Here is a 19,806-nt window from a genome sequence, read left to right on the forward strand (position 1 = left end):
GACCCCGTCGTTACACCGTCACGCCGTCACGCCGCGAGCATCACGCGATCCGGTCGATCACGATCCGGCGCTCGGGCACGGTCGCATCGGCCTCGATGGTCCATGCCCCCGTGATGGCCTCGACCGAGCGCCCGAACCGCTCGGGGGTGTCGGTGTGCAGGGTCGCGAGCACGTCTCCGGCCCGCACGGTGTCGCCGATCGTCCGATGCAACTCGACCCCGGCGCCGGCCTGGACGGGCTCCCCGGGACGCGAGCGGCCTGCGCCGAGCCGCCAGGCGGACACGCCCACCTGCATCGCATCGAGCCCGGTGACGACGCCGTCGGCGTCCGCACGCACCTCGGTCGTGTCCGTGGCGATCGGCAGCAGGGCATCGACGTCCCCGCCCTGTGCGGAGATCATCGCGCGCCAGGTGTCCATCGCACGGCCGTCGGCGAGCGCCGCCTCGACGTCGACGTCGGTGCGGCCCGCCGCGGTGAGCATCTCGCGGGCCAGCGCCACCGTCAGCTCGACGACATCCGCCGGGCCTCCGCCCGCGAGCACCTCGAGGCTCTCGCGCACCTCGAGCGCGTTGCCCGCCGTCAGGCCGAGCGGGGCCGACATGTCGGTCAGCAGCGCGACCGTCCGCACCCCGGCGTCGGTGCCCAGGTCGACCATCGTGCGGGCGAGCTCGCGCGCATCGGCCTCGTCGCGCATGAACGCTCCCGCGCCGGTCTTGACGTCCAGGACCAGCGAGGCGGTGCCCTCGGCGATCTTCTTGGACATGATCGAGCTGGCGATGAGCGGGATCGCCTCGACGGTCCCGGTGACGTCGCGCAGGGCGTAGAGCTTCTTGTCGGCGGGGGCCAGGCCCGATCCGGCGGCGCAGATCACGGCGCCGACGCTCTCGAGCTGGGCGATCATCTCCTCGGTGCTGAGCGCGGCCCGCCAGCCGGGGATCGCCTCGAGCTTGTCGAGGGTCCCGCCCGTGTGGCCGAGCCCGCGACCCGAGAGCTGGGGCACGGCCACCCCGAAGCTCGCGACGAGCGGGGCCAGCGGCAAGGTGATCTTGTCGCCCACGCCGCCGGTGGAGTGCTTGTCGCTCGTGGGGAGCGAGAGTGCCGCGGAGAAGTCGAGCCGCTCGCCGGAGTCGATCATCGCGTGGGTCCAGCGGACGATCTCCTCGCGGTCCATGCCGTTGAGGAGGATCGCCATCGCGAGCGCGGCCATCTGCTCCTCGGCGACGACGCCGCGGGTGTACGCGTCGACCACCCAGTCGATCTGCTCGGGCGACAGGCGGTGCCCGTCGCGCTTGGTCCGGATCACGTCGACGGCGTCGAAGCTCTCGGTGGTCATCATCGTCCTCCTCGGGAGCGGGCGGGGGTGCAGGTCGTGCCCCTCGCCTCGCGGCGCCGGGCACCCGGGTTCAGGCGAGGTCCGCGGGGCCGAAGGCCTGCGGCAGCACCTCGTCCATCCTCGCAGGTCCGCGCGGGGTGAGCACCACCAGCTCCGGGGCGGCGTGCTCGGACAGGAGCTGCCGGCAGCGCCCGCACGGCATGATCACGCCGCCGTCGCCGTCGACGCACACGAAGTGGGTCAGGCGCCCGCCGCCGCCTGCCACGAGGTCCGAGACGAGTCCGCACTCGGCGCAGAGCGTCACGCCGTATCCCGCGTTCTCGACGTTGCACCCGCCCACCACGCGCCCGTCGTCGACGAGGGCCGCGGCACCCACCCGGTAGCGGGAGTACGGCGCGTAGGCGCGGGCCGCGAAGGAGGTCGCGACGTCCAGGAGGTGGGTGAACGTCCCGGCGTCCGGTCCGCGGTCGGCATCGAGCCCGGCGACGTGGTCGGGTTCGCCGTGGCCGGTCGTCATCGCGCGTCCCCCGTCACTGCTTGATGTACGGCACGCCGTCGGCGGCAGGGACCCTCACACGACCGACCACCCCCGCGACCGCGAACAGCGTCACGATGTACGGCAGCATGAGCAGGAACTGGCTGGGGATGCTCACGACGGCGTCGGCGCTCGAGGACAGCGATCCCAGGCGCAGCTGCAGCGCCTCCGCGAAGGCGAACATGAGTGCCGCGGCCACCGCTCCGAGCGGGTGGTACCGGCCCAGGATCATCGCGGCCAGCGCGATGTACCCCTTGCCCGAGGACATCTCCTCGCCGAAGGCGACATTGGTGCCCAGCGTCAGCGTCGCGCCGCCCAGACCGGCGACCGCGGAGCCGATCAGCACGTTGGACCAGCGGGTGCGGTTGACGTCGATGCCGACGGTGTCCGCGGCCCGGGGGTGCTCGCCGACGGCACGGACCCGCAGTCCCCAGCGGGTGCGGAAGAGCGCGATGGTCAGGCCGATGGAGATGATCCACATGAGGTAGACGAGGATGTTCTGGTCGAACAGCACCCGCCCCAGGACGGGGATGTCCGCGAGGACGGGGATCCGCAGGTTGGGCAGGCGGTGGGCGGTGTTGAAGCGCCCCGGGTCCTGCTTCATGACGGTGCCGAAGAGGAAGCTCGTGAGCCCGATCGCGAAGACGTTCAGGACGACGCCGACGATGATCTGCTGGACGTGATGCCCCACGGCGAACAGCGCGAGCAGGGCGCCGATCCCGAGGGCGACGATCGGCGCGGCGAGCAGACCGATCCAGGGGCTTCCGGTGATGCTCGCGACGAGCGCGCCGCCGAAGGCGCCGAACAGCAGCTGTCCCTCGATGGCGATGTTGACGACCCCGGCGCGCTCGGACAGCACGCCCGACATGGCGCCGAAGGCCAGGGGCACCGAGAGCACGAGCGTCGTCTGCAGGAGGGCGCCGATGTCGACGGTGCTGCGTCCGATCGACCAGGTGAGGAACGCCAGGACCCACAGGAGCCCGAAGGCCACGAGCGCCGCGGGACGCACGCCGCGCGGCAGGACCCGCACGGTCGCCTGCACCCACCAGAAGAAGCCGGCGATCGCCAGGCACAGGACCGCCAGCACGATCGCGGTGGCGCCGGTGGGCACGGTCACGAGCTCGGGGATGATCCCGCCGGGGTTGAGGTTGCCCTCGCGCGCGATCTGGTAGGCCGTCGTCGCATCGCCCGGGGCGCGGATCCCGAAGACGACGAGTGCGAGCAGCGCCAGCACGCTGAGCGAGGTCGGGAGCTGCCACCAGGAGCGGGAGCGCTCGGCCAGGACGACGCGCTCGATGGGGGCGTCGTCGATGGGGATCTGCCGGGTCACGGTGCTCATGCGGTCTCTCCCTCGGTGCGTGCGGCAGAGGAGCTCGGAGGACGTCGGCCCCGTCGGCGGCGGGGCCCCTTCGGCGCGTCGACCCCGCGCAGCCCCACGAGGGAGCGCACGAGCGCCGGGGCGGCGATGAACAGGACCACGAGCGCCTGGATGACCTGCACGAGGTCCAGCGGGATGCCCTGGGTGGTCTCCATGAACCGCCCGCCGGTGCCCAGGCCCGCGAACAGGAGGCCCGCGAGGAGGATCCCCACCGGTCCGGAACGGCCCAGCAGCGCGACGGTGATGGCGTCGAAGCCGATCGAGCCCGCGACGCCGCCGGTCAGGCGGTGCTCGGTGCCCAGCACGTGCACGGCCCCGGCCAGGCCCACGAGGGCGCCGGCGACGAGCATGACGCCCACGGCGCTGCGGCCCACGTCGACACCCGCGACCTCGGAGGCCCGGGGGTTGGACCCGACGGCGCGGAAGCGGAAGCCGAGCGTCGAGCGCGACATCAGCCACCACAGGAACACGATCGCCGCGAGGGCGATGAGGAGACCCGCGTGCAGCCGGAAGCCGCTCCCGAGCAGAAGCGGCAGCTCGGCGCTGTCATGGGTCGCGGGCGAGGTGGGCTGGTTCTTGTTGGCGCCCGTGAACGCCTGCGTGGTCAGCGCGAAGGCGAGGCCGTAGGTCGCGATCCAGTTCAGCATGATGGTCGTGATGACCTCGTTGGCCCCGAACCGTGCCTTGAGGAAGCCCGCGATCCCGCCCCAGAAGGCGCCGCCCGCGATGCCCGCGAGGAGGCAGGCGAGAAGGTGGATGCCGGGCGGGAGCTCGATGGCGAAGCCGACGTAGCCCGCGGCCGCCGCGCCGACGATCAGCTGGCCGGTGCCGCCGATGTTGAACAGGCCCGCCCGGAAGGCGACGGCCATGCCCACCGAGGCGATGATCAGCGGCGTCGCGACCGTGAGGGTCTCCGTCAGCGGGGTCAGGCCCGCCGCGAGCGCCGGGAGCAGCACGTAGGTGCCCGATCCCCCGCGCTCGCGGAGGCTCTCGGAGACCCGTGCGAACCCGCGGTCGTCGAAGACGGCCCCGCGGAACATCGCGGCGTAGGCCTCGGTGATCGTCGTCCAGGCCGTCGAGAAGGTGTCGGCCGGCCGCGCGAAGAAGTAGCCAGCGGCCGTGCGGACGTCCTCGTCGGACACCAGGATCAGGACCGAGCCGATCACGAAGGCGACGACGAAGGCGAGGACGACCACCAGGACGTTGGAGCGGGCGATCCTCCGGGCGAGCGAGGCCTGGACCGCGTCGACCGAGGTGCCCTTGGGGTCGGATCCGCCGGATCCGCCCGCTCCGCCGGACCGCGTCCCGGCGGCGGGCGCCGGGGTGGTGAGGTCCGTCGCGCCGGGGCCGGCCGTGCCGCCGGCGGTCGCGCCGGTGCTGTCGGGGGACGCGCTCATGCGAACTCTCCTTCGTCCGCGAGCTGCGAGTCGGTGGTGCGCGCCCCGGCCGCAACGGCCTCGCGGGCGGCCTCGGCGGTGTACCCGGCCATCATCAGGCCCAGCACGTCGCGGTCCTCGTTGCCGGGGACGACCCCGAGGATCCTCCCCCGGTACATGACGGCGATCCGGTCCGAGAGCTGGGAGACCTCGTCGAGCTCGGTCGAGACGATGATGACCGGCGTGCCCTTGTCGCGCTCGGTGATGATCCGGCGGTGCAGGAACTCGATCGAGCCGACGTCGACGCCGCGGGTGGGCTGGGAGGCGATGAAAAGCGACAGGTCCCGGTCCAGCGCCCGCGCCATGACCACCTTCTGCTGGTTGCCGCCCGAGAGGGAGGAGACGGGCTGGTCGACCGAGGGCGTGCGGATGTCGAAGGTCTCGACGGCCCGCACCGCGGACTCGCGGATCGACCGGAGGTGCAGCGACAGCCAGGAGCCGTAGGGCGCGCGGTCGTGCTGGTCGAGCACGAGGTTCTCGGCGACGGTGAAGTCCGGGACGAGGGCGTCATGGGTGCGGTCCTCGGGGACGAAGCCGACACCGGCGTCGAGGACCTGCTTGGTGCTGCGGCCCACGAGCTCACGCCCGTCGAGGCGGATGGAGCCGCGGACAGTCGGCTGCAGGCCCAGCAGGGCCTCGGACAGCTCGGTCTGGCCGTTGCCCTGGACGCCCGCGATGCCGAGGACCTCGCCGCGGCGCACCTCGAAGGAGACGTCGTCGAGCATCTGGATCCCGGCGGCATCGGCGACGGTCAGGCCCTTGACCGTCAGGGCGACGTCCCCGGGCTCGGCGGGGGCCTTGTCGAGATCGAGGGCCACCTGGCGCCCGACCATGAGGGAGGCCAGCTCGGTCTGGTCGGCAGAGGGATCGGCGGTACCCACGATCCGCCCGCGACGGATCACGGTGATGCGGTCGGCGACCGCCTTGACCTCGCGGAGCTTGTGGGTGATGAAAACGATCGAGGTGCCCTCGGCCTTGAGCTGGCGCATGATCCCCATGAGCTCGTCGGTCTCGTGCGGGGTCAGCACGGCGGTGGGCTCGTCGAGCACGAGCACCTCCGCGCGCCGCGAGAGCGCCTTGATGATCTCGACGCGCTGCTGGGCGCCGACGGAGAGGTCCTCGACGCGGGCATCGGGGTCCAGCTCGAAGCCGAAGCGCTCGGAGATCTCCCGCACGGTGCGGCGGGCGCTGGCGAGATCGAGCAGACCGCGGGAGGTGGGCTCGTGGCCCAGCACGACGTTCTCGGCCACGGTGAAGACGGGCACGAGCATGAAGTGCTGGTGGACCATGCCGATCCCCGCGGCCATCGCGTCACCGGGTCCGGCGAAGCGGACGGGACGGTCGTCCACGAGGATCTCGCCGCCGTCGGGCCGGTAGAGGCCGTACAGGACGTTCATGAGGGTGGACTTGCCGGCCCCGTTCTCGCCGAGGAGGCTGTGGATCTCGCCCGGCTCGACGGTCAGGTCGATGGCGTCGTTCGCGACGAAGTCACCGAAGACCTTGGTGATGCCTCTGAGCTCGAGCTTCACGTGTGCTCGCTTCCGTGGTGCGGGGCGGGGGCGCGCACGATCCTATGCGCGCGGGAGATGCGGAGGCGCCGCGACGCCCGGGAGCTGGGCCCGGGGGTCACGGCGCGGTGCGCGATCGGCGCTCCCGGTCCGCAGCGGGGCGGACGGCGGGAGCGCCGGGATCGACGCGGGGTCGGATCAGGACTTCGGCGAGGCCGCCGACTCGACGGTGATCTTGCCGTCGATGATGTCCTGCTTGAGCTGGGTGACCTCGTCCTGCACGTTCTGGGGCACGTTGGCCTCCTGGTCGTGGTACGGCGCGAGGTCGACGCCTGCGTTGGCGAGCGTGCCGACGTAGGGCGTGTTGTCGAACTTGTCGTCGACCGCAGCCTTGGTGACGTCCTCGACGGCCGGGGCGATGCCCTTCATGACCGAGGTGAGGATCAGCGGCTTGGAGGCCTTGTCGTCGACGGACTCGTAGCCGTCGGAGTCGACCCAGATCACCGAGGTGCCGTCGTGCTCCTTGGCGCTGGCCAGCGAGCCCGCGCCCACGGGACCGGCCACCGGCATCACGATGTCGGCGCCCTGGCCGTAGAAGGTGTCCGTGAGGGCCTTGCCCTTGGACTGGTCCTCGAAGTCGCCGGTGAACGAGCCGTCCTGGGTGGCCTTGTTCCAGCCCAGCACCTGCACGTCGGTGCCGTGCACCTCGTTGTACTTCGCGACGCCGTCGGCGAAGCCGTCCATGAAGATCGTGACGGTGGGGATGTTCATGCCGCCGTAGGTGGCGACCTTCCCGGTCTTCGAGGTGCCCGCCGCGACGTAGCCGGCGAGGTAGGAGGCCTGGGCGGTGTCGAAGGAGACCGGCTTGACGTTGTCGACGGTGATCGCGCCGCCGTTCTCGTCCTGGGCGGTCGAGTCGATGATCGCGAACTTCGTGTCCGGGTGGGCCTTGGCGCTGGTGCCGGTGGCCGGGCCCAGGAGGAACCCGACCGTGAAGATCAGGCTGCAGTCCGAGGAGACGAGGTTGTTGATGTTGGGCACGAAGTCGGCGTCGCCCTTGGACTCCGCCGTCTGGGTCGCGATGTCGAGCTCCGACTTGGCCTTGTCCAGGCCCGTCTTGCCGGACTCGTTGAAGGAGTGGTCGTCGAAGCCGCCCGAGTCCGAGACCATGCAGGCCTTGAAGTCGGAGGAGCCGCCGCCGTCCGAGCCGCCGGACGCGGGCTCCTCGGGGGCGGAGCCGCAGGCTGCCAGGGCGAGAGCGCCGATGCCGACGAGGGCTGCGGCGCGCGGGAACTGCTTCACGGGATCCTCCAGGAGGTGGTGGTGCGACGGCGGACGGTCGGGCCCACGTCGTCGCGGCGCCCCGTCCGTCCAGGAATCCCGATCACCCTAGCCCGCAGGCCACGGCCCGATGCGGCCCTCGCGGCCACGGTGTCCGAACCGTTATGCGTTAGAGACCGAGTCGAGATGTTCGGGCCCGGATCCGGCTCCTGCCGGTGCGACCGCCCGGGCCCGCGGCAGGGCTCAGGCTTGCGGGAGGTCCCGGTGCACGCACACCGTCGCGAGCACGCGCGCCCCGATGGCGATCGCCCGCTCGTCGACCCGGAAGTCGCCCATGTGGAGGTCGTAGGTGCGTCCGCCGGGCGTGCGCGTGCCCAGCCGCGCGAGCGCGCCGGGCAGCTTCTCGAGGTACCAGGCGAAGTCCTCGCCGCCCAGGGACTGCCGCGCGGAGTCGACGTGGTCGCGGCCGAAGGCGCTCGTCACGGCGTCCTCGAACAGGCGCACGCTGAGGGGGTCGTTGGAGACCGGGGGGACGCCGCGGTCGTGCTGGACGGTGGCCGAGACGCCCCAGGCGTGGGCGATGTCGGCGGTGATCACCTCGAGCAGCTCCTCGGCCTGGTCCCAGGCCTCGTGGTCGAGGCAGCGCAGGGTGCCCTCGAGGACCCCGGAGGAGGGGATGGCGTTGAAGGCGCAGCCCGCGTGGACTGAGCCCCAGGTGAGGTTCACGCCGCTGCGGGGATCCATCCGTCGGGTCAGCGCCGCCGGGAGCTGGGTGATGATCTGCCCGCACGCGTAGACGAGGTCCTGGGTGAGGTGGGGGCGGGAGGTGTGGCCGCCGCTGCCGGAGAGCTCGATCCGCACGGGATCGGTCGCCGAGGTGATGGGCCCGGCCTTCAGGCCCACCCGGCCCACATCCACCCCCGGATCGCAGTGCAGCGTGTAGATGGAGTCGAGGCCGTCGGCGACGCCCTCGGCGATCATCTCGAGCGCCCCGCAGGGGTGGCGCTCCTCGGAGGGCTGGAACACCAGGCGCACCGTCCGCGTGAGCAGGCCCGCGCGGGCGATCTCGACGAGCGCCATCGCGGCCCCGAGGACGGCGCTCATGTGCACGTCGTGCCCGCAGGCGTGGGAGACCCTGTCGACCTCGGAGACGAAGTCCACCCCGGACATGTCCGGGATCCCGAGGGCGTCCATGTCGGCCCGCAGGGCGATCGCGGGCAGGGAGGGGTCCTGCCCGGCGATGTCGCAGTAGGCGCCGGTCCGCGGCAGGCGGATGGGGCGCAGCCCCAGGGCCTCGAGGTGCTCGACGACGTAGTCGGTCGTCGCGTGCTCGGCGTGGCTGAGCTCGGGGTGGCGGTGCAGGTGCCGTCGGATCTCCACCAGCTCGTCCTCGCGCGAGCTGATCGCGCGCTCGATGATGCCGTCGACCCGACGGCGGGCGTCGAGCACCTCGGTGGTGGCGGTCATGGGACGGGGCCTTCCTGGTTCGGTTCCGCTGTGCGCGCCTCGGTCAGCGCAGGTCGCCCCGGCCGAGCTCGTCGAGCAGGGTGCCCAGGGCCCCCACCTCCTGCGCGCTGTCGTCGGCCACGACGAGCAGCGCGTCCTCGGCGGCGACCACGCTCACCCCGGAGACGCCCACGAGCGCCACGAGACGATCCGAGGAACCGTACACCGTCGCCCGCGCGTCGAGGCCGACCGTCTCGACGTCCCCGAGCACGAGGACGTCGCCGTCGGCGACGGACCGCACCGCGGCCCCGCCGGCTCCGGGCGCACGGAGCTGCCGGGCGAGCGCCCCGAAGTCCCCCACGTCGTCCCAGCCGAAGGCGGCCGGGACCATCGCGACCTCGCCGCGCGCCGCGAGCGGCTCCGCGAGGGCATGGTCGATCGCGATGTTGGTCAGCGTCGGCCAGAGCTCCGCGAGCACGCGGGGGCCCTCCGGGGTGCCGTGGGCACCGGCGATGCGGAGCACGCCCTCGGCGAGCGAGGGGATCTGCCGGGCGAGGGCGTCCAGCAGCACCCGAGCGCCGACCACGAACATGCCGGCGTTCCATCGGAAGTCCCCGTCGGCCAGGAACTGCTCGGCGACCTCACGGGAGGGCTTCTCCACGAAGCGGGCGACTGGGACGGCGCCGGTCGCGGCGAGGGGCTCGTCGGCGGCCCGCGTGGGTGCATCGTCCACGCCGTGGCCCGCTCCCCGCCCGGCGTCCTCCTCCGGACCCGTCCTCTGCTCCTGGATGTACCCGAAGCCGGTCGCGGGACGGTCGGGCTCGATCCCGATGGTCACCAGCAGCCCGAGCGCGGCGGCGCGACGGGCCGCGTCGACCGCGCGGACGAACGCCTCCTCGTCCCCCACCAGGTGGTCCGCGGCGAACGAGCCGATGACGGCGTCCTCGTCCTCTCCCAGCGCGATCGCCGCGGCGAGGGCGATCGCCGGCATCGATCCCCGCGGGGAGGGCTCTGCCAGGACGCGGGCTCCATCACCCACCTGGTGCGCGACGTCCGCCTCGTGGGCGGCCCCCGTGACGACGATCGGCATGCGGTCCGCGAGCGGGGCCACGCGCGCCAGCGTCTCCTGCAGCAGGGAGCGTCCGCCGCCGGTGAGGTCCAGCAGGAACTTGGGGCGATCCCGGCGCGACAGCGGCCACAGCCGGGTCCCGGCGCCGCCCGCGGGGACGACGGGCACGAACGGGGGTGATCCGGGCGACGCAGAAGACATGCCCGCAGGGTATCGGCCGGGACCGAGGTCCCCACGATGTTAAGGTGACAGCGCCCCATCACCGGTCCGGCCGCCCCGCTGGACCTCTCCCTCGCCCGGGACCCGTACACCTGCCGACCCACGGTCATCGGAGATCGCCGGCGATGGACCTCGGGCACGTCAACCGTTCTTCGCACACCTGTCTCATCGGGAGGCCCCACGTGGCATCAGCCCAGTCCGGGACGCTCTATCGCGGCCGCGAGGGCATGTGGTCCTGGGTCGCGCACCGCGTCTCGGGAATGCTCATCTTCCTGTTCCTGCTCGTGCACGTCCTGGACACGGCGCTCGTGCGCGTCTCCCCGGAGGCGTACAACGAGGTCATCGGCCATTACAAGCTGCTCGTGTTCGGCTTCGGCGAGATCGGCCTCGTCGGCGCGATCGTCTTCCATGCGCTGAACGGGCTGCGGATCATCCTCGTCGACTTCTGGTCCCAGGGCGCCAAGCGCCAGCGGATGCTCTTCTGGGGCGTCGTCGTCGCCTGGGCCGTCCTGATGCTCGGGTTCGTCCCGCGCCAGCTCATGCACATGTTCGGAGCGTGACCATGAACAACTCCACCCCCGCCAGCACCATCCCGGACCCGCAGACCCGGTACTCGCGCACGGGCATGCGCGGCGTGAACACCGAGATGCTCTCGTGGCTGTTCATGCGCGCCTCCGGCGCGCTGCTCGTGATCCTCGTCTTCGGCCACCTCTTCGTGAACCTGTGGCTGGACCAGGGCGTCAAGCGCATCGACTTCGCCTTCGTGGCCGGCAAGTGGTCCTCCCCGTTCTGGCAGACCTGGGACCTGCTCATGCTGTGGCTCGGTCTGCTGCACGGCGGCAACGGCGTGCGCACGATCATCGGCGACTACGCCCACGGCAACCGCCTGCGCCTGGTCCTCAAGGGCCTGCTGTACCTCGCGGTGATCCTCACCGCGGTGCTCGGCACCCTTGTCATCTTCACGTTCGATCCGTGCCCCGCCGGCGCCGATCCGAGCCTCCTCCCCAGCATCTGCAAGTGACCCAGGAGTTCTGATCTTCCGTGCAGACCCATACGTATGACGTCGTGATCGTCGGTGCCGGCGGCGCCGGGATGCGCGCCGCGCTCGAGTCCACCGGTCGTGCCCGCACCGCCGTGCTCACCAAGCTCTACCCCACCCGCTCCCACACCGGCGCGGCCCAGGGCGGCATGTGCGCCGCGCTGGCCAACGTCGAGGAGGACAACTGGGAGTGGCACACCTACGACACCGTCAAGGGCGGCGACTACCTGGTCGACCAGGACGCCGCCGAGGTCATGGCCAAGGAGGCCATCGACGCGGTGCTGGACCTCGAGAAGATGGGCCTGCCGTTCAACCGCACGCCCGAGGGCCGGATCGACCAGCGCCGCTTCGGCGGGCACACCCGCGACCACGGCGAGGCGCCCGTGCGCCGCTCCTGCTACGCCGCCGACCGCACCGGCCACATGATCCTCCAGACGCTCTACCAGAACTGCGTCAAGCAGGGCGTGGAGTTCTTCAACGAGTTCTACGTGCTCGACGTGCTCATGACCGGGGATCCCCGCACCGACGAGGGCGTCCGCGCCTCCGGCGTCGTGGCCTACGAGCTCGCCACCGGCGAGGTGCACGTCTTCCGCGCCAAGTCCGTCGTCTTCGCCTCCGGCGGCTTCGGCAAGATGTTCAAGACGACGTCGAACGCCCACACCCTCACCGGCGACGGGCCCGCCATGGCGCTGCGTCGCGGCATCCCGCTGGAGGACATGGAGTTCTTCCAGTTCCACCCGACGGGTCTGGCCGGTCTCGGTATCCTGCTGTCCGAGGCGGCGCGCGGCGAGGGCGCGATCCTCCGCAACAGCGAGATGGAGCGCTTCATGGAGCGCTACGCCCCGACGCTCAAGGACCTCGCCCCGCGTGACGTCGTGGCCCGGGCGATGGCCAACGAGGTGCGCGAGGGACGCGGCTGCGGCCCCAAGAAGGACTACGTCCTGCTGGACCTCACCCACCTCGAGCCCGCGCACATCGACGCCAAGCTCCCGGACATCACGGAGTTCGCCCGCACGTACCTGGGCGTCGAGCCCTACACCGAGCCGGTGCCCGTGTACCCCACGGCCCACTACGGCATGGGCGGCATCCCCACGAACATCAAGGGCGAGGTCCTGCGCAACGAGAAGGACGTGATCCCGGGGCTCTACGCCGCCGGCGAGGTCGCGTGCGTCTCCGTGCACGGGGGCAACCGCCTGGGCACCAACTCCCTGCTGGACATCAACGTGTTCGGGCGCCGCGCGGGCATCGCCGCCGCCGACCACGCCCACGAGGTCGAGCAGGCCGAGGTGCCCGAGGGCGTCGAGATCCCCACCGTCGAGCTGCTGCAGCGTCTGCGCGATCGCCCCGCGACGACGGACCGCATCGCCGACATCCGCAGCGCCCTCCAGGAGACGATGGACCTCAACGTCCAGGTCTTCCGCACCGAGGACACCTGCCGCCAGGCCCTCACCGACATCACGGCCCTCAAGGAGCGGTACGCGACCGTCGCCGTGCAGGACAAGGGCCGGCGCTACAACCTCGACCTCCTCGAGGCCGTCGAGCTGGGCTTCCTGCTCGACCTCGCCGAGGTCGTGGCGCTCGGAGCCCTCGAGCGCAAGGAGTCCCGCGGCGGGCACTTCCGCGAGGACTACGACAAGCGCGACGACAAGAACTTCCTGTGGCACACGATGGCCTACAAGACGCTGGACGGTCAGGGGCAGGACGGGACCGACATCCGTCTGGGCACCAAGCCCGTGATCATCACCCGCTACGAGCCGAAGGAGCGCACGTTCTGATGGGGACCCCGACAGCTCTCGCCGAGAAGACCTCCGAGGACCAGACCCAGACCGCGGCCGCGGCGATCCCCTCCTTCGAGGTGACGCTGCGCATCGCGCGCTTCGATCCCGACGGGGACGCCAAGACCCGCTGGGAGGACTTCACCGTCACGATGCACGGCACCGACCGCGTGCTGGACGCCCTCCACGAGATCAAGTGGCACCACGACGGCTCGCTGACCTTCCGCCGCTCGTGCGCCCACGGCGTGTGCGGCTCGGATGCGATGCGGATCAACGGCCGCAACCGTCTGGCGTGCAAGACGCTCCTGAAGGACCTGAACCTCAAGAAGCCGATCACGGTCGAGCCCATCAAGGGCCTGCCCGTCGAGAAGGACCTCATCGTGGACATGGAGCCGTTCTTCGACTCCTACAAGGAGGTCATGCCCTTCCTCGTCGCCCACGGCCAGGAGCCCTCCAAGGAGCGTCTGCAGAGCGCCGAGCAGCGCGAGCGCTTCGACGACACCACCAAGTGCATCCTGTGCGCGGCGTGCACCTCGAGCTGCCCCGTGTTCTGGACCGACGGGCAGTACTTCGGCCCCGCCGCGATCGTCAACGCGCACCGCTTCATCTTCGACTCGCGCGACGACGCCGCCGAGCAGCGGCTGCAGATCCTCAACTCCAAGCAGGGCGTGTGGCGCTGCCGCACCACCTTCAACTGCTCCGAGGCCTGCCCCCGCGGCATCCAGGTCACCAAGGCGATCGCCGAGGTCAAGCAGGCGGTCATCAGCGGCCGGATCTGACGGCGGATCGACGACGACGGAGGCCGTCGCACCCTCGGGTGCGACGGCCTCCGTCCGTGTGCGGGGTGCCTCAGTCGTACCGGATGACCAGCGGGGCGTGGTCGGACCAGCGCGTGTCGTAGCTGGGTGCCCTGTCCACCCGGGCGGACGTCGCGTGCGCCGCGAGGTCCGCCGTCGCGAGCTGGTAGTCGATCCGCCAGCCGGAGTCGTTGTCGAAGGCCTGACCGCGCTGTGACCACCAGGTGTAGGGGCCGGGGCCGTCACCGTACAGCGCGCGCTGGACGTCCACCCAGGTGCCGTCGGCCAGCAGGCGGTCGAGGTGGGCGCGCTCCTCGGGCAGGAACCCGGCGGACTTCAGGTTTCCCTTCCAGTTCTTGATGTCCCACTCGGTGTGGGCGATGTTGAGGTCGCCGGTGAGCACCACATGGCGCCCGTCGGCACGCAGCGCCGCGAGGCGCTCCTGCATCGCATCGAGGAAGGCGTACTTGTCGGTCATCGACTGCGGGCGGGTGACGTTGCCGGAGTGCACGTACGCGGAGATCGCCGTGAGGGTGCGGCCGTCTCCGAGCGGATCGGGGACGTCCACCTCGAGCCAGCGCCCGGTGTGGGCGTCGTCGGCGAGGGCGGGCAGGCCCGCGCGGGCACCGCTCAGATCCACGTCCCCGCGCACCGCGACGGCCACGCCGGCACGGCCCTTGGCCACGGCCTCCGTGGCGGTCACGGACCACCCCGGGCCCACGAGCTCGGGGACGAGGGATTCGGGGGCCCGGACCTCCTGCAGGGTGACGAGGTCCGCGGTGGTCGCGCCGAGCCAGGGCACGAAGCCCTTGCGGTGCGCGGCCCGCAGGCCGTTGACGTTGACGGTCGCGATGGTGAAGCTCATGCTCCCCAGTATCCCGGACATCCGGCACAGCGGGCGTCGCCGGGGCAGGACCGGCGCGAGCTCAGGACTCAGGGTGCCCCTGGTCGCGGGAGAAGGACGCGGCTCCGGAGGCGCGGCGGCGCAGCGCCTCGAGCGCGTCGAGCTCGGCGAGGTGATCGAGCGCCAGGGCGATCCGGGTGGTGATCTGCTGGGCGACGTCCCCGGCGGGCACCCGGCGGACCACCGTGATCAGCTCCTCGATCACGGCGTCCTCGGAGGGATCCACCGGTGCCGCGACCTCGGGATCGGCGCCGAGCGGACCCGCGTCCTCGGAGGTGCCGTGCTGCGGGTCGGGCTCGGCGGCAGGCTCGAAGCTGATGGCGTAGAGGCCTCGCTCGCCCCGGGTCCACATCGCGATCCACTGGTCGTCGGGATCCTCGCGGGCGGGGTCGTCCCGCAGCTCGAGCGCGACCACGGCCGTCACGCCCCCGGAGCACACGGCGTCGACCACCTCGGGGGAGATCCCCTCGGCCTCCATCCGGGCGGCACGATCCGAGATCGATTGCGTCTCGTCGAAGGCGAGGGAGCGCAGCCATCCCGGGAGGGTGTGCGCGACCGGGGCCGTCGCGGGCGGGTGGGGCGGCATCCGGAACAGGCTGTCCTCGGGGAAGCTGTCCAGGATGAGGGGCAGGACCCCCTGGGGCCCGGACTCCTCGAGCCACGTCGAGGGGACGTCGGCGTCCGCGGCCCAGGACGTGCGGGCGGCGACCGCGCGCTCGTCCTCGAGCGCGATGGTCGTGGACTCGGTGATGCCCTCGTGGCCGTAGCTGATCCTCAGCAGCAGACGAGCCGCCGCCAGCGCCGGGAATCCCGAGTCCCCCGCGCGGTGCGCCGGGGTGAAACCCCACTCCGAGCCCCACGGCGCGATGCCCGCGTGCCGGGTGGGCACCGGGTCACCGCCGCGCAACGAGGGCGGCTTGGGGTCGTGGAAGCGCATCATCAGGGCAGACTACGACGGCGCTCAGTCATCTCGACGCAGAATGTCCGAGATGCCGACCGGGCATGACGGGAGTCATGCCCGAACGGTCACGATCTTCACATCGGCACAGATTCCGGTGTGTCGCCTGGGAATGGTCACCGGGCATCGGCGGCCCTCTCCGCGGCCTCGACCACATTGGTCAGCAGCAGTGCCACGGTCATGGGCCCCACGCCGCCGGGATTCGGGGACAGGAATCCGGCCACCTCGGCGACCGCGGGGTCCACGTCGCCGTGGACCCGGTACTTGCCCGTCCCGGGGATCTTCTCGCCGCGGGTCACGCCCACGTCGAGCACCGCGGCCCCCGGCCGCACGTCCTCGGGCCGCACGAGGTGCTTGACGCCCGCGGCGGCGACGATCACGTCGGCCCGACGCAGGTGGGCGGCCAGATCGGTGGTGCCCGTGTGGGTGAGGGTGACGGTCGCGTTGATCTGGCGGCGGGTCAGCAGGAGCCCGATCGAGCGGCCGATGGTCACGCCGCGTCCCACCACCACGACGTCCTTGCCCGCGAGGTCGTACCCGGAGCGCTCGAGGAGCTCGATGGCGGCGCGCGGCGTGCAGGGCAGCGAGGTGGTGATCGGGTCGTTGACGTTGAGCACGAGGCGGCCGAGGTTCATCGGGTGCAGGCCGTCGGCGTCCTTGGCCGGATCGATCCGCGCGAGCACGACGTCGGTGTCGAGGTGGGCCGGCAACGGCAGCTGCACGATGTACCCGTGGCACGCCGGATCGGCGTTGAGGCGATCGATCGTCGCCTCGAGCTCGGTCTGGGTGACGTCCCCGGGCAGCTCCACCTGGATGGACTCCATCCCGATCTCCTGCGAGCGGCGGTGCTTCATGCCGACGTAGAGATGGGACCCCGGGTCGTCCCCCACCAGGACGGTCGCGATGCCCGGGGTGATGCCGCGGGCCACGAGCGCCTCGACGCGGGCGCGGAGCTCCTGGGTGATGGCCTTCGCGGTCGCGCGGCCGTCGAGGATCTGTGCGGTCATGGGGTCTCCTTCGAGGGGCGGGACGGAGGCGCGGGGCGCTGCGGGCACGGGCCCGCGGCGCCCCGCTCAGTACTGGCGCAGGTCGGCGTACAGCGGCTGGGAGTCCGCGAGCGCCTGGGTGCGACGACGCAGGGCCGGGAGGTCCGCGCCGTGCTGGAGCGCGAGCGCGATGACGTCGGCGATCTCGGTGAACTCGTCGGCGCCGAAGCCACGGGTCGCGAGCGCCGGGGTGCCGATCCGCAGCCCCGAGGTCACGCGGGGCGGGCGCGGGTCGTTGGGGACGGCGTTGCGGTTGACGGTGATGCCCACCTGGTGGAGGAGGTCCTCGGCCTGCTGGCCGTCGAGCGCGGAGTCCACCAGGTCCACCAGCACGAGGTGCACGTCGGTGCCGCCGGAGACGACCTTGACGCCCGCCGCCTTGGCGTCGGCGCCCTGCAGGCGCTCGGCGAGCAGGCGGGCGCCGTCGAGGGTGCGCTGCTGGCGGTCGCGGAACTCCTCGGTCGCGGCGACCTTGAGCGCGATGGCCTTGGCGGCGATCACGTGCATGAGCGGTCCGCCCTGCTGGCCCGGGAAGACGGCGGAGTCGATCTTCTTGGCCCACTCCTGGGTCGAGAGGATGAGTCCCGATCGGGGACCCGCGAGGGTCTTGTGGACGGTCGTGGAGACGACCTGGGCGTGGGGCACGGGGCTCGGGTGCAGCCCGGCGGCCACGAGGCCCGCGAAATGGGCCATGTCGACCCACAGGGTCGCGCCGATCTCGTCGGCGATGGAGCGGAACGCCGCGAAGTCGAGGTGGCGCGGGTAGGCCGACCAGCCGGCGACGATCACCTTGGGGCGCGCCTGCAGCGCGAGCTCGCGCACGGCATCCATGTCGACACGGCCGGTGGTCGGGTCCACCTCGTAGGCGGCGATGTCGTACAGGCGTCCCGAGAAGTTGATCTTCATGCCGTGCGTGAGGTGCCCGCCGTGGGCCAGCGACAGGCCCATCAGGGTGTCGCCCGGGCGGGCGAGCGCGTGGAGGACGGCGGCGTTGGCGGTCGCGCCGGAGTGGGGCTGGACGTTGGCGTGCTCGGCGCCGAAGAGGGACGTGGCGCGGTCGATGGCGATGGACTCGGCGACATCGACCTCCTCGCAGCCGCCGTAGTACCGGCGGCCGGGGTAGCCCTCGGCGTACTTGTTGGTGAGCACCGAGCCCTGGGCCTGGAGCACGGCGCGCGGCACGAAGTTCTCGCTCGCGATCATCTCGAGCGTGTTCTGCTGCCGGGCGAGCTCCCGGTCGAGGACACGCGCGATCTCCGGGTCGAGATCGGCGACGGACTGGTCGTTGACGCTCACTGAGCCTCCAGCTGCGGGATTCACGGGACGGCGCCCGAGTTCGGGCGACCGCACCATCCTAGGCGCGGGGCGTCGCCTCTGCCGCGCGCGGCACGGAGCGGACACTCCCTCGGCGATCGACCGCCGCAGGCAGAGGCGGTCGCCTCGGAGCGATGCCCGGGTGCTCGCGATCCGCAGGGCTCAGAGGTCCACGCCCAGGCGGACCGGCTCGGGCTCGAGGCGCACGCCGAAGCGGTCCTCGACGCCGGCCTGCACGGCCCGTGCGAGCTCGACGAGGTCCGCGCTGCTGGCCCCGCCGCGGTTGGTCAGGGCCAGGGAATGCCGGGTCGAGAGCGAGGCGTGGGGACCCACGGCGAAGCCGCGGTCGAAACCCGCGTGGGAGATCAGCCAGGCGGCACTCGTCTTGGTGAGCCCCTCGCCCGCCGCGAAGCGCGGGGCGTCGGCCGGCAGCGCGGCGGCGACGCCATCCGGGAGGATCGGGTTGGTGAAGAAGGACCCGGCGCTCCACGTGTCGTGATCGCCCTCGAGGAGCACCATCCCCTTGGCGGCGCGCAGCGCGAGCACGGTCTCGCGGACCTGCCGCAGCGGTGCCCTCTCCCCCACCTCGACCCCGAGGCGCCGGGCGAGCTCGGCGTACCGCACGGGGGCCGAGCGGTCCCCCTGGCGGTGCTGGAAGGTCACGGACAGCACGACGTATCTCCCCGTCGCCGAGGGCGCGGCGCCCTCGTAGGGGGTGCGCTTGAACAGCGAGTCACGGTACCCGAAGCCGCAGTCCGAGGCGAAGACGGTGCGGATCGCACGGTCGTGCCGGTCCCAGGTGCGCACCGTGGTGATGGTCTGGGCGACCTCCTGGCCGTAGGCCCCGACGTTCTGCACGGGGGTGGCGCCGACGCTGCCGGGGATCCCGGAGAGCGCCTCGGTGCCGATCAGCTCGCGATCGACCGCGTACTGCACGGCACGGTCCCAGCTCGTCCCGGCGAAGTGCTCGACGGTCACCCCGCCGCAGGTCGCTTCGACCGGTGCGGCGCGCGAGGGATCCACGGCGGCGCCGGAGCCGATCTCGCAGCTCGCATCGAGGGCGGGTGCCGGGACGGGATCCAGCACGTGCACGACGGTGCCCTCGAAGGGGGCGTCGGAGGCCACGAGGTTGCTGCCGCCGCCCAGCACCAGCAGCGGTTCGTCGGCCTCGTCGGCACGGCGGACCTCGGCGACGAGCGCGGTCTCGTCGTGCACCGGCACGTAGCGACGGATCGGACCGCCGATGTGCAGGGTCGTCAGCTCGGAGAGCCTCACGCGGCAGCGCCCTCGCCCGGGATCGGCGGCAGCGCGAGCGTCACGCGGGCGCGTCCGAGGACCTTGGCGCCGGCGGCCTCGGCGACGAGGTCGACGCGCGCGGTGCGTGCCTCCTCGTCGATTGCCGCGACCGTGGCGGTCACGTGCAGCGCCGTGCTCCCCAGCGCCGGCACCGGGACGGGCCGGGTGAAGCGCGTCGAGTAGGCCAGGACCGCCGCGGGGTCGCCGATCGCGGCGAGCACGACGGAGATCGCGGTGCCCATCGTGAGCATCCCGTGGGCGATCACGCCGTCCAGGCCCACGGAGGTCGCGAACGCGTCGTTGTAGTGGATGGGGTTGAAGTCCCCCGAGGCACCCGCGTAGCGGACGAGGGTGTCGCGGTCGATCTCGAGGGTCTGCTCGGCGATCACGTCGCCGAGGCCGAGGCGCGCGAGGTCGACCGTCGCCGGGGCTCCGGCATCCGGGGCGTCTGCTGCGATGGTCATGGCGTCCT

At 72.0% G+C, this 19,806-nt stretch carries 18 protein-coding genes; 4 read left to right on the forward strand and 14 right to left on the reverse strand.

Going from position 1 to position 19,806, the window contains the following annotated elements; genetic code table 11:
• Positions 1-40: 40 nt before the first annotated feature.
• The 8 genes from ACT3TZ_RS04765 to ACT3TZ_RS04800 all read right to left on the reverse strand — a co-directional run bounded on the left by ACT3TZ_RS04765 (position 41) and on the right by ACT3TZ_RS04800 (position 10,187).
• Positions 41-1,336, reverse strand: a complete 1,296-nt coding sequence (locus ACT3TZ_RS04765) for a thymidine phosphorylase (RefSeq protein ID WP_444582245.1) — start codon at positions 1,334-1,336, stop codon at positions 41-43.
• A 67-nt stretch (positions 1,337-1,403) separates the two neighbouring features.
• Positions 1,404-1,850, reverse strand: coding sequence for a cytidine deaminase (locus ACT3TZ_RS04770; protein WP_444582246.1), 447 nt, complete (start codon positions 1,848-1,850; stop codon positions 1,404-1,406).
• A 13-nt stretch (positions 1,851-1,863) separates the two neighbouring features.
• Positions 1,864-3,207 (reverse strand): ABC transporter permease, encoded by a 1,344-nt coding sequence (locus ACT3TZ_RS04775; RefSeq protein ID WP_444582247.1) that lies wholly within the window; start codon positions 3,205-3,207, stop codon positions 1,864-1,866.
• The gene (locus ACT3TZ_RS04780) at positions 3,204-4,643 is read right to left on the reverse strand and encodes an ABC transporter permease (RefSeq protein ID WP_444582248.1); all 1,440 of its coding nucleotides are present in this window, start codon (positions 4,641-4,643) and stop codon (positions 3,204-3,206) included. The genes ACT3TZ_RS04775 and ACT3TZ_RS04780 overlap by 4 nt, the downstream gene beginning before the upstream one ends.
• The gene (locus tag ACT3TZ_RS04785) at positions 4,640-6,211 is read right to left on the reverse strand and encodes an ABC transporter ATP-binding protein (RefSeq protein WP_444582249.1); all 1,572 of its coding nucleotides are present in this window, start codon (positions 6,209-6,211) and stop codon (positions 4,640-4,642) included. The genes ACT3TZ_RS04780 and ACT3TZ_RS04785 overlap by 4 nt, the downstream gene beginning before the upstream one ends.
• A 177-nt stretch (positions 6,212-6,388) precedes the next feature.
• Positions 6,389-7,492 (reverse strand): BMP family lipoprotein, encoded by a 1,104-nt coding sequence (locus ACT3TZ_RS04790; RefSeq protein WP_444582250.1) that lies wholly within the window; start codon positions 7,490-7,492, stop codon positions 6,389-6,391.
• A 222-nt stretch (positions 7,493-7,714) separates the two neighbouring features.
• Complete coding sequence (locus ACT3TZ_RS04795; protein ID WP_444582251.1) at positions 7,715-8,938, reverse strand: amidohydrolase; 1,224 nt, start codon at positions 8,936-8,938, stop codon at positions 7,715-7,717.
• A gap of 43 nt (positions 8,939-8,981) precedes the next feature.
• Positions 8,982-10,187 (reverse strand): mannose-1-phosphate guanylyltransferase, encoded by a 1,206-nt coding sequence (locus ACT3TZ_RS04800; protein ID WP_444582252.1) that lies wholly within the window; start codon positions 10,185-10,187, stop codon positions 8,982-8,984.
• A 200-nt stretch (positions 10,188-10,387) separates the two neighbouring features.
• Between ACT3TZ_RS04800 and sdhC the strand changes: the two genes are divergently transcribed.
• Genes sdhC through ACT3TZ_RS04820 form a run of 4 tightly spaced genes read left to right on the forward strand, consistent with a single transcriptional unit; the run spans position 10,388 to position 13,798 of the window.
• The gene (gene sdhC, locus ACT3TZ_RS04805) at positions 10,388-10,765 is read left to right on the forward strand and encodes a succinate dehydrogenase, cytochrome b556 subunit (protein ID WP_444582253.1); all 378 of its coding nucleotides are present in this window, start codon (positions 10,388-10,390) and stop codon (positions 10,763-10,765) included.
• A 2-nt stretch (positions 10,766-10,767) separates the two neighbouring features.
• On the forward strand, positions 10,768-11,226 hold the full coding sequence (locus ACT3TZ_RS04810; protein WP_444582254.1) for a succinate dehydrogenase hydrophobic membrane anchor subunit: 459 nt from the start codon (positions 10,768-10,770) through the stop codon (positions 11,224-11,226).
• A gap of 20 nt (positions 11,227-11,246) precedes the next feature.
• Entirely contained in the window at positions 11,247-13,019 is a 1,773-nt protein-coding gene (gene sdhA / locus ACT3TZ_RS04815) for a succinate dehydrogenase flavoprotein subunit (RefSeq protein WP_444582255.1), read from the forward strand.
• Positions 13,019-13,798, forward strand: coding sequence for a succinate dehydrogenase iron-sulfur subunit (locus ACT3TZ_RS04820; RefSeq protein ID WP_444582256.1), 780 nt, complete (start codon positions 13,019-13,021; stop codon positions 13,796-13,798). Before sdhA ends, ACT3TZ_RS04820 begins: the two co-directional genes overlap by 1 nt.
• A gap of 70 nt (positions 13,799-13,868) precedes the next feature.
• Here the strand turns inward: ACT3TZ_RS04820 and ACT3TZ_RS04825 are convergent, their stop codons facing one another.
• The 6 genes from ACT3TZ_RS04825 to ACT3TZ_RS04850 form a co-directional block, all read right to left on the reverse strand.
• Positions 13,869-14,681 (reverse strand): exodeoxyribonuclease III, encoded by an 813-nt coding sequence (locus tag ACT3TZ_RS04825; protein WP_444582257.1) that lies wholly within the window; start codon positions 14,679-14,681, stop codon positions 13,869-13,871.
• A gap of 61 nt (positions 14,682-14,742) precedes the next feature.
• On the reverse strand, positions 14,743-15,660 hold the full coding sequence (locus ACT3TZ_RS04830) for a hypothetical protein (RefSeq protein WP_444582258.1): 918 nt from the start codon (positions 15,658-15,660) through the stop codon (positions 14,743-14,745).
• A gap of 134 nt (positions 15,661-15,794) precedes the next feature.
• Positions 15,795-16,685, reverse strand: coding sequence for a bifunctional methylenetetrahydrofolate dehydrogenase/methenyltetrahydrofolate cyclohydrolase (locus tag ACT3TZ_RS04835; RefSeq protein ID WP_444582259.1), 891 nt, complete (start codon positions 16,683-16,685; stop codon positions 15,795-15,797).
• Between the two features lie 66 nt (positions 16,686-16,751).
• Positions 16,752-18,020, reverse strand: coding sequence for a serine hydroxymethyltransferase (gene glyA, locus ACT3TZ_RS04840; protein ID WP_444582260.1), 1,269 nt, complete (start codon positions 18,018-18,020; stop codon positions 16,752-16,754).
• 180 nt (positions 18,021-18,200) lie between these two features.
• Positions 18,201-19,313 (reverse strand): UDP-N-acetylmuramate dehydrogenase, encoded by a 1,113-nt coding sequence (locus ACT3TZ_RS04845; protein ID WP_444582261.1) that lies wholly within the window; start codon positions 19,311-19,313, stop codon positions 18,201-18,203.
• Positions 19,310-19,798 carry a MaoC/PaaZ C-terminal domain-containing protein gene (locus ACT3TZ_RS04850; RefSeq protein ID WP_444582262.1) on the reverse strand — a complete coding sequence of 163 codons (489 nt, stop codon included), beginning with the start codon at positions 19,796-19,798 and terminating at the stop codon, positions 19,310-19,312. Before ACT3TZ_RS04850 ends, ACT3TZ_RS04845 begins: the two co-directional genes overlap by 4 nt.
• Positions 19,799-19,806 lie beyond the last annotated feature (8 nt).

This window comes from Brachybacterium sp. AOP25-B2-12 (assembly GCF_052378625.1).
Taxonomy (GTDB): Bacteria; Actinomycetota; Actinomycetes; order Actinomycetales; family Dermabacteraceae; genus Brachybacterium.

Bases quoted from the DNA above. Each gene is read 5' to 3' on its own strand.
- ACT3TZ_RS04800 (WP_444582252.1), bottom strand. From the start codon at position 10,187: ATGTCTTCTGCGTCGCCCGGATCACCCCCGTTCGTGCCCGTCGTCCCC.
- ACT3TZ_RS04820 (WP_444582256.1), top strand. From the start codon at position 13,019: ATGGGGACCCCGACAGCTCTCGCCGAGAAGACCTCCGAGGACCAGACC.
- ACT3TZ_RS04835 (WP_444582259.1), bottom strand. From the start codon at position 16,685: ATGACCGCACAGATCCTCGACGGCCGCGCGACCGCGAAGGCCATCACC.
- ACT3TZ_RS04850 (WP_444582262.1), bottom strand. From the start codon at position 19,798: ATGACCATCGCAGCAGACGCCCCGGATGCCGGAGCCCCGGCGACGGTC.
- ACT3TZ_RS04830 (WP_444582258.1), bottom strand. From the start codon at position 15,660: ATGATGCGCTTCCACGACCCCAAGCCGCCCTCGTTGCGCGGCGGTGAC.
- ACT3TZ_RS04810 (WP_444582254.1), top strand. From the start codon at position 10,768: ATGAACAACTCCACCCCCGCCAGCACCATCCCGGACCCGCAGACCCGG.
- ACT3TZ_RS04795 (WP_444582251.1), bottom strand. From the start codon at position 8,938: ATGACCGCCACCACCGAGGTGCTCGACGCCCGCCGTCGGGTCGACGGC.
- ACT3TZ_RS04775 (WP_444582247.1), bottom strand. From the start codon at position 3,207: ATGAGCACCGTGACCCGGCAGATCCCCATCGACGACGCCCCCATCGAG.
- ACT3TZ_RS04825 (WP_444582257.1), bottom strand. From the start codon at position 14,681: ATGAGCTTCACCATCGCGACCGTCAACGTCAACGGCCTGCGGGCCGCG.
- ACT3TZ_RS04770 (WP_444582246.1), bottom strand. From the start codon at position 1,850: ATGACGACCGGCCACGGCGAACCCGACCACGTCGCCGGGCTCGATGCC.
- ACT3TZ_RS04765 (WP_444582245.1), bottom strand. From the start codon at position 1,336: ATGATGACCACCGAGAGCTTCGACGCCGTCGACGTGATCCGGACCAAG.
- ACT3TZ_RS04780 (WP_444582248.1), bottom strand. From the start codon at position 4,643: ATGAGCGCGTCCCCCGACAGCACCGGCGCGACCGCCGGCGGCACGGCC.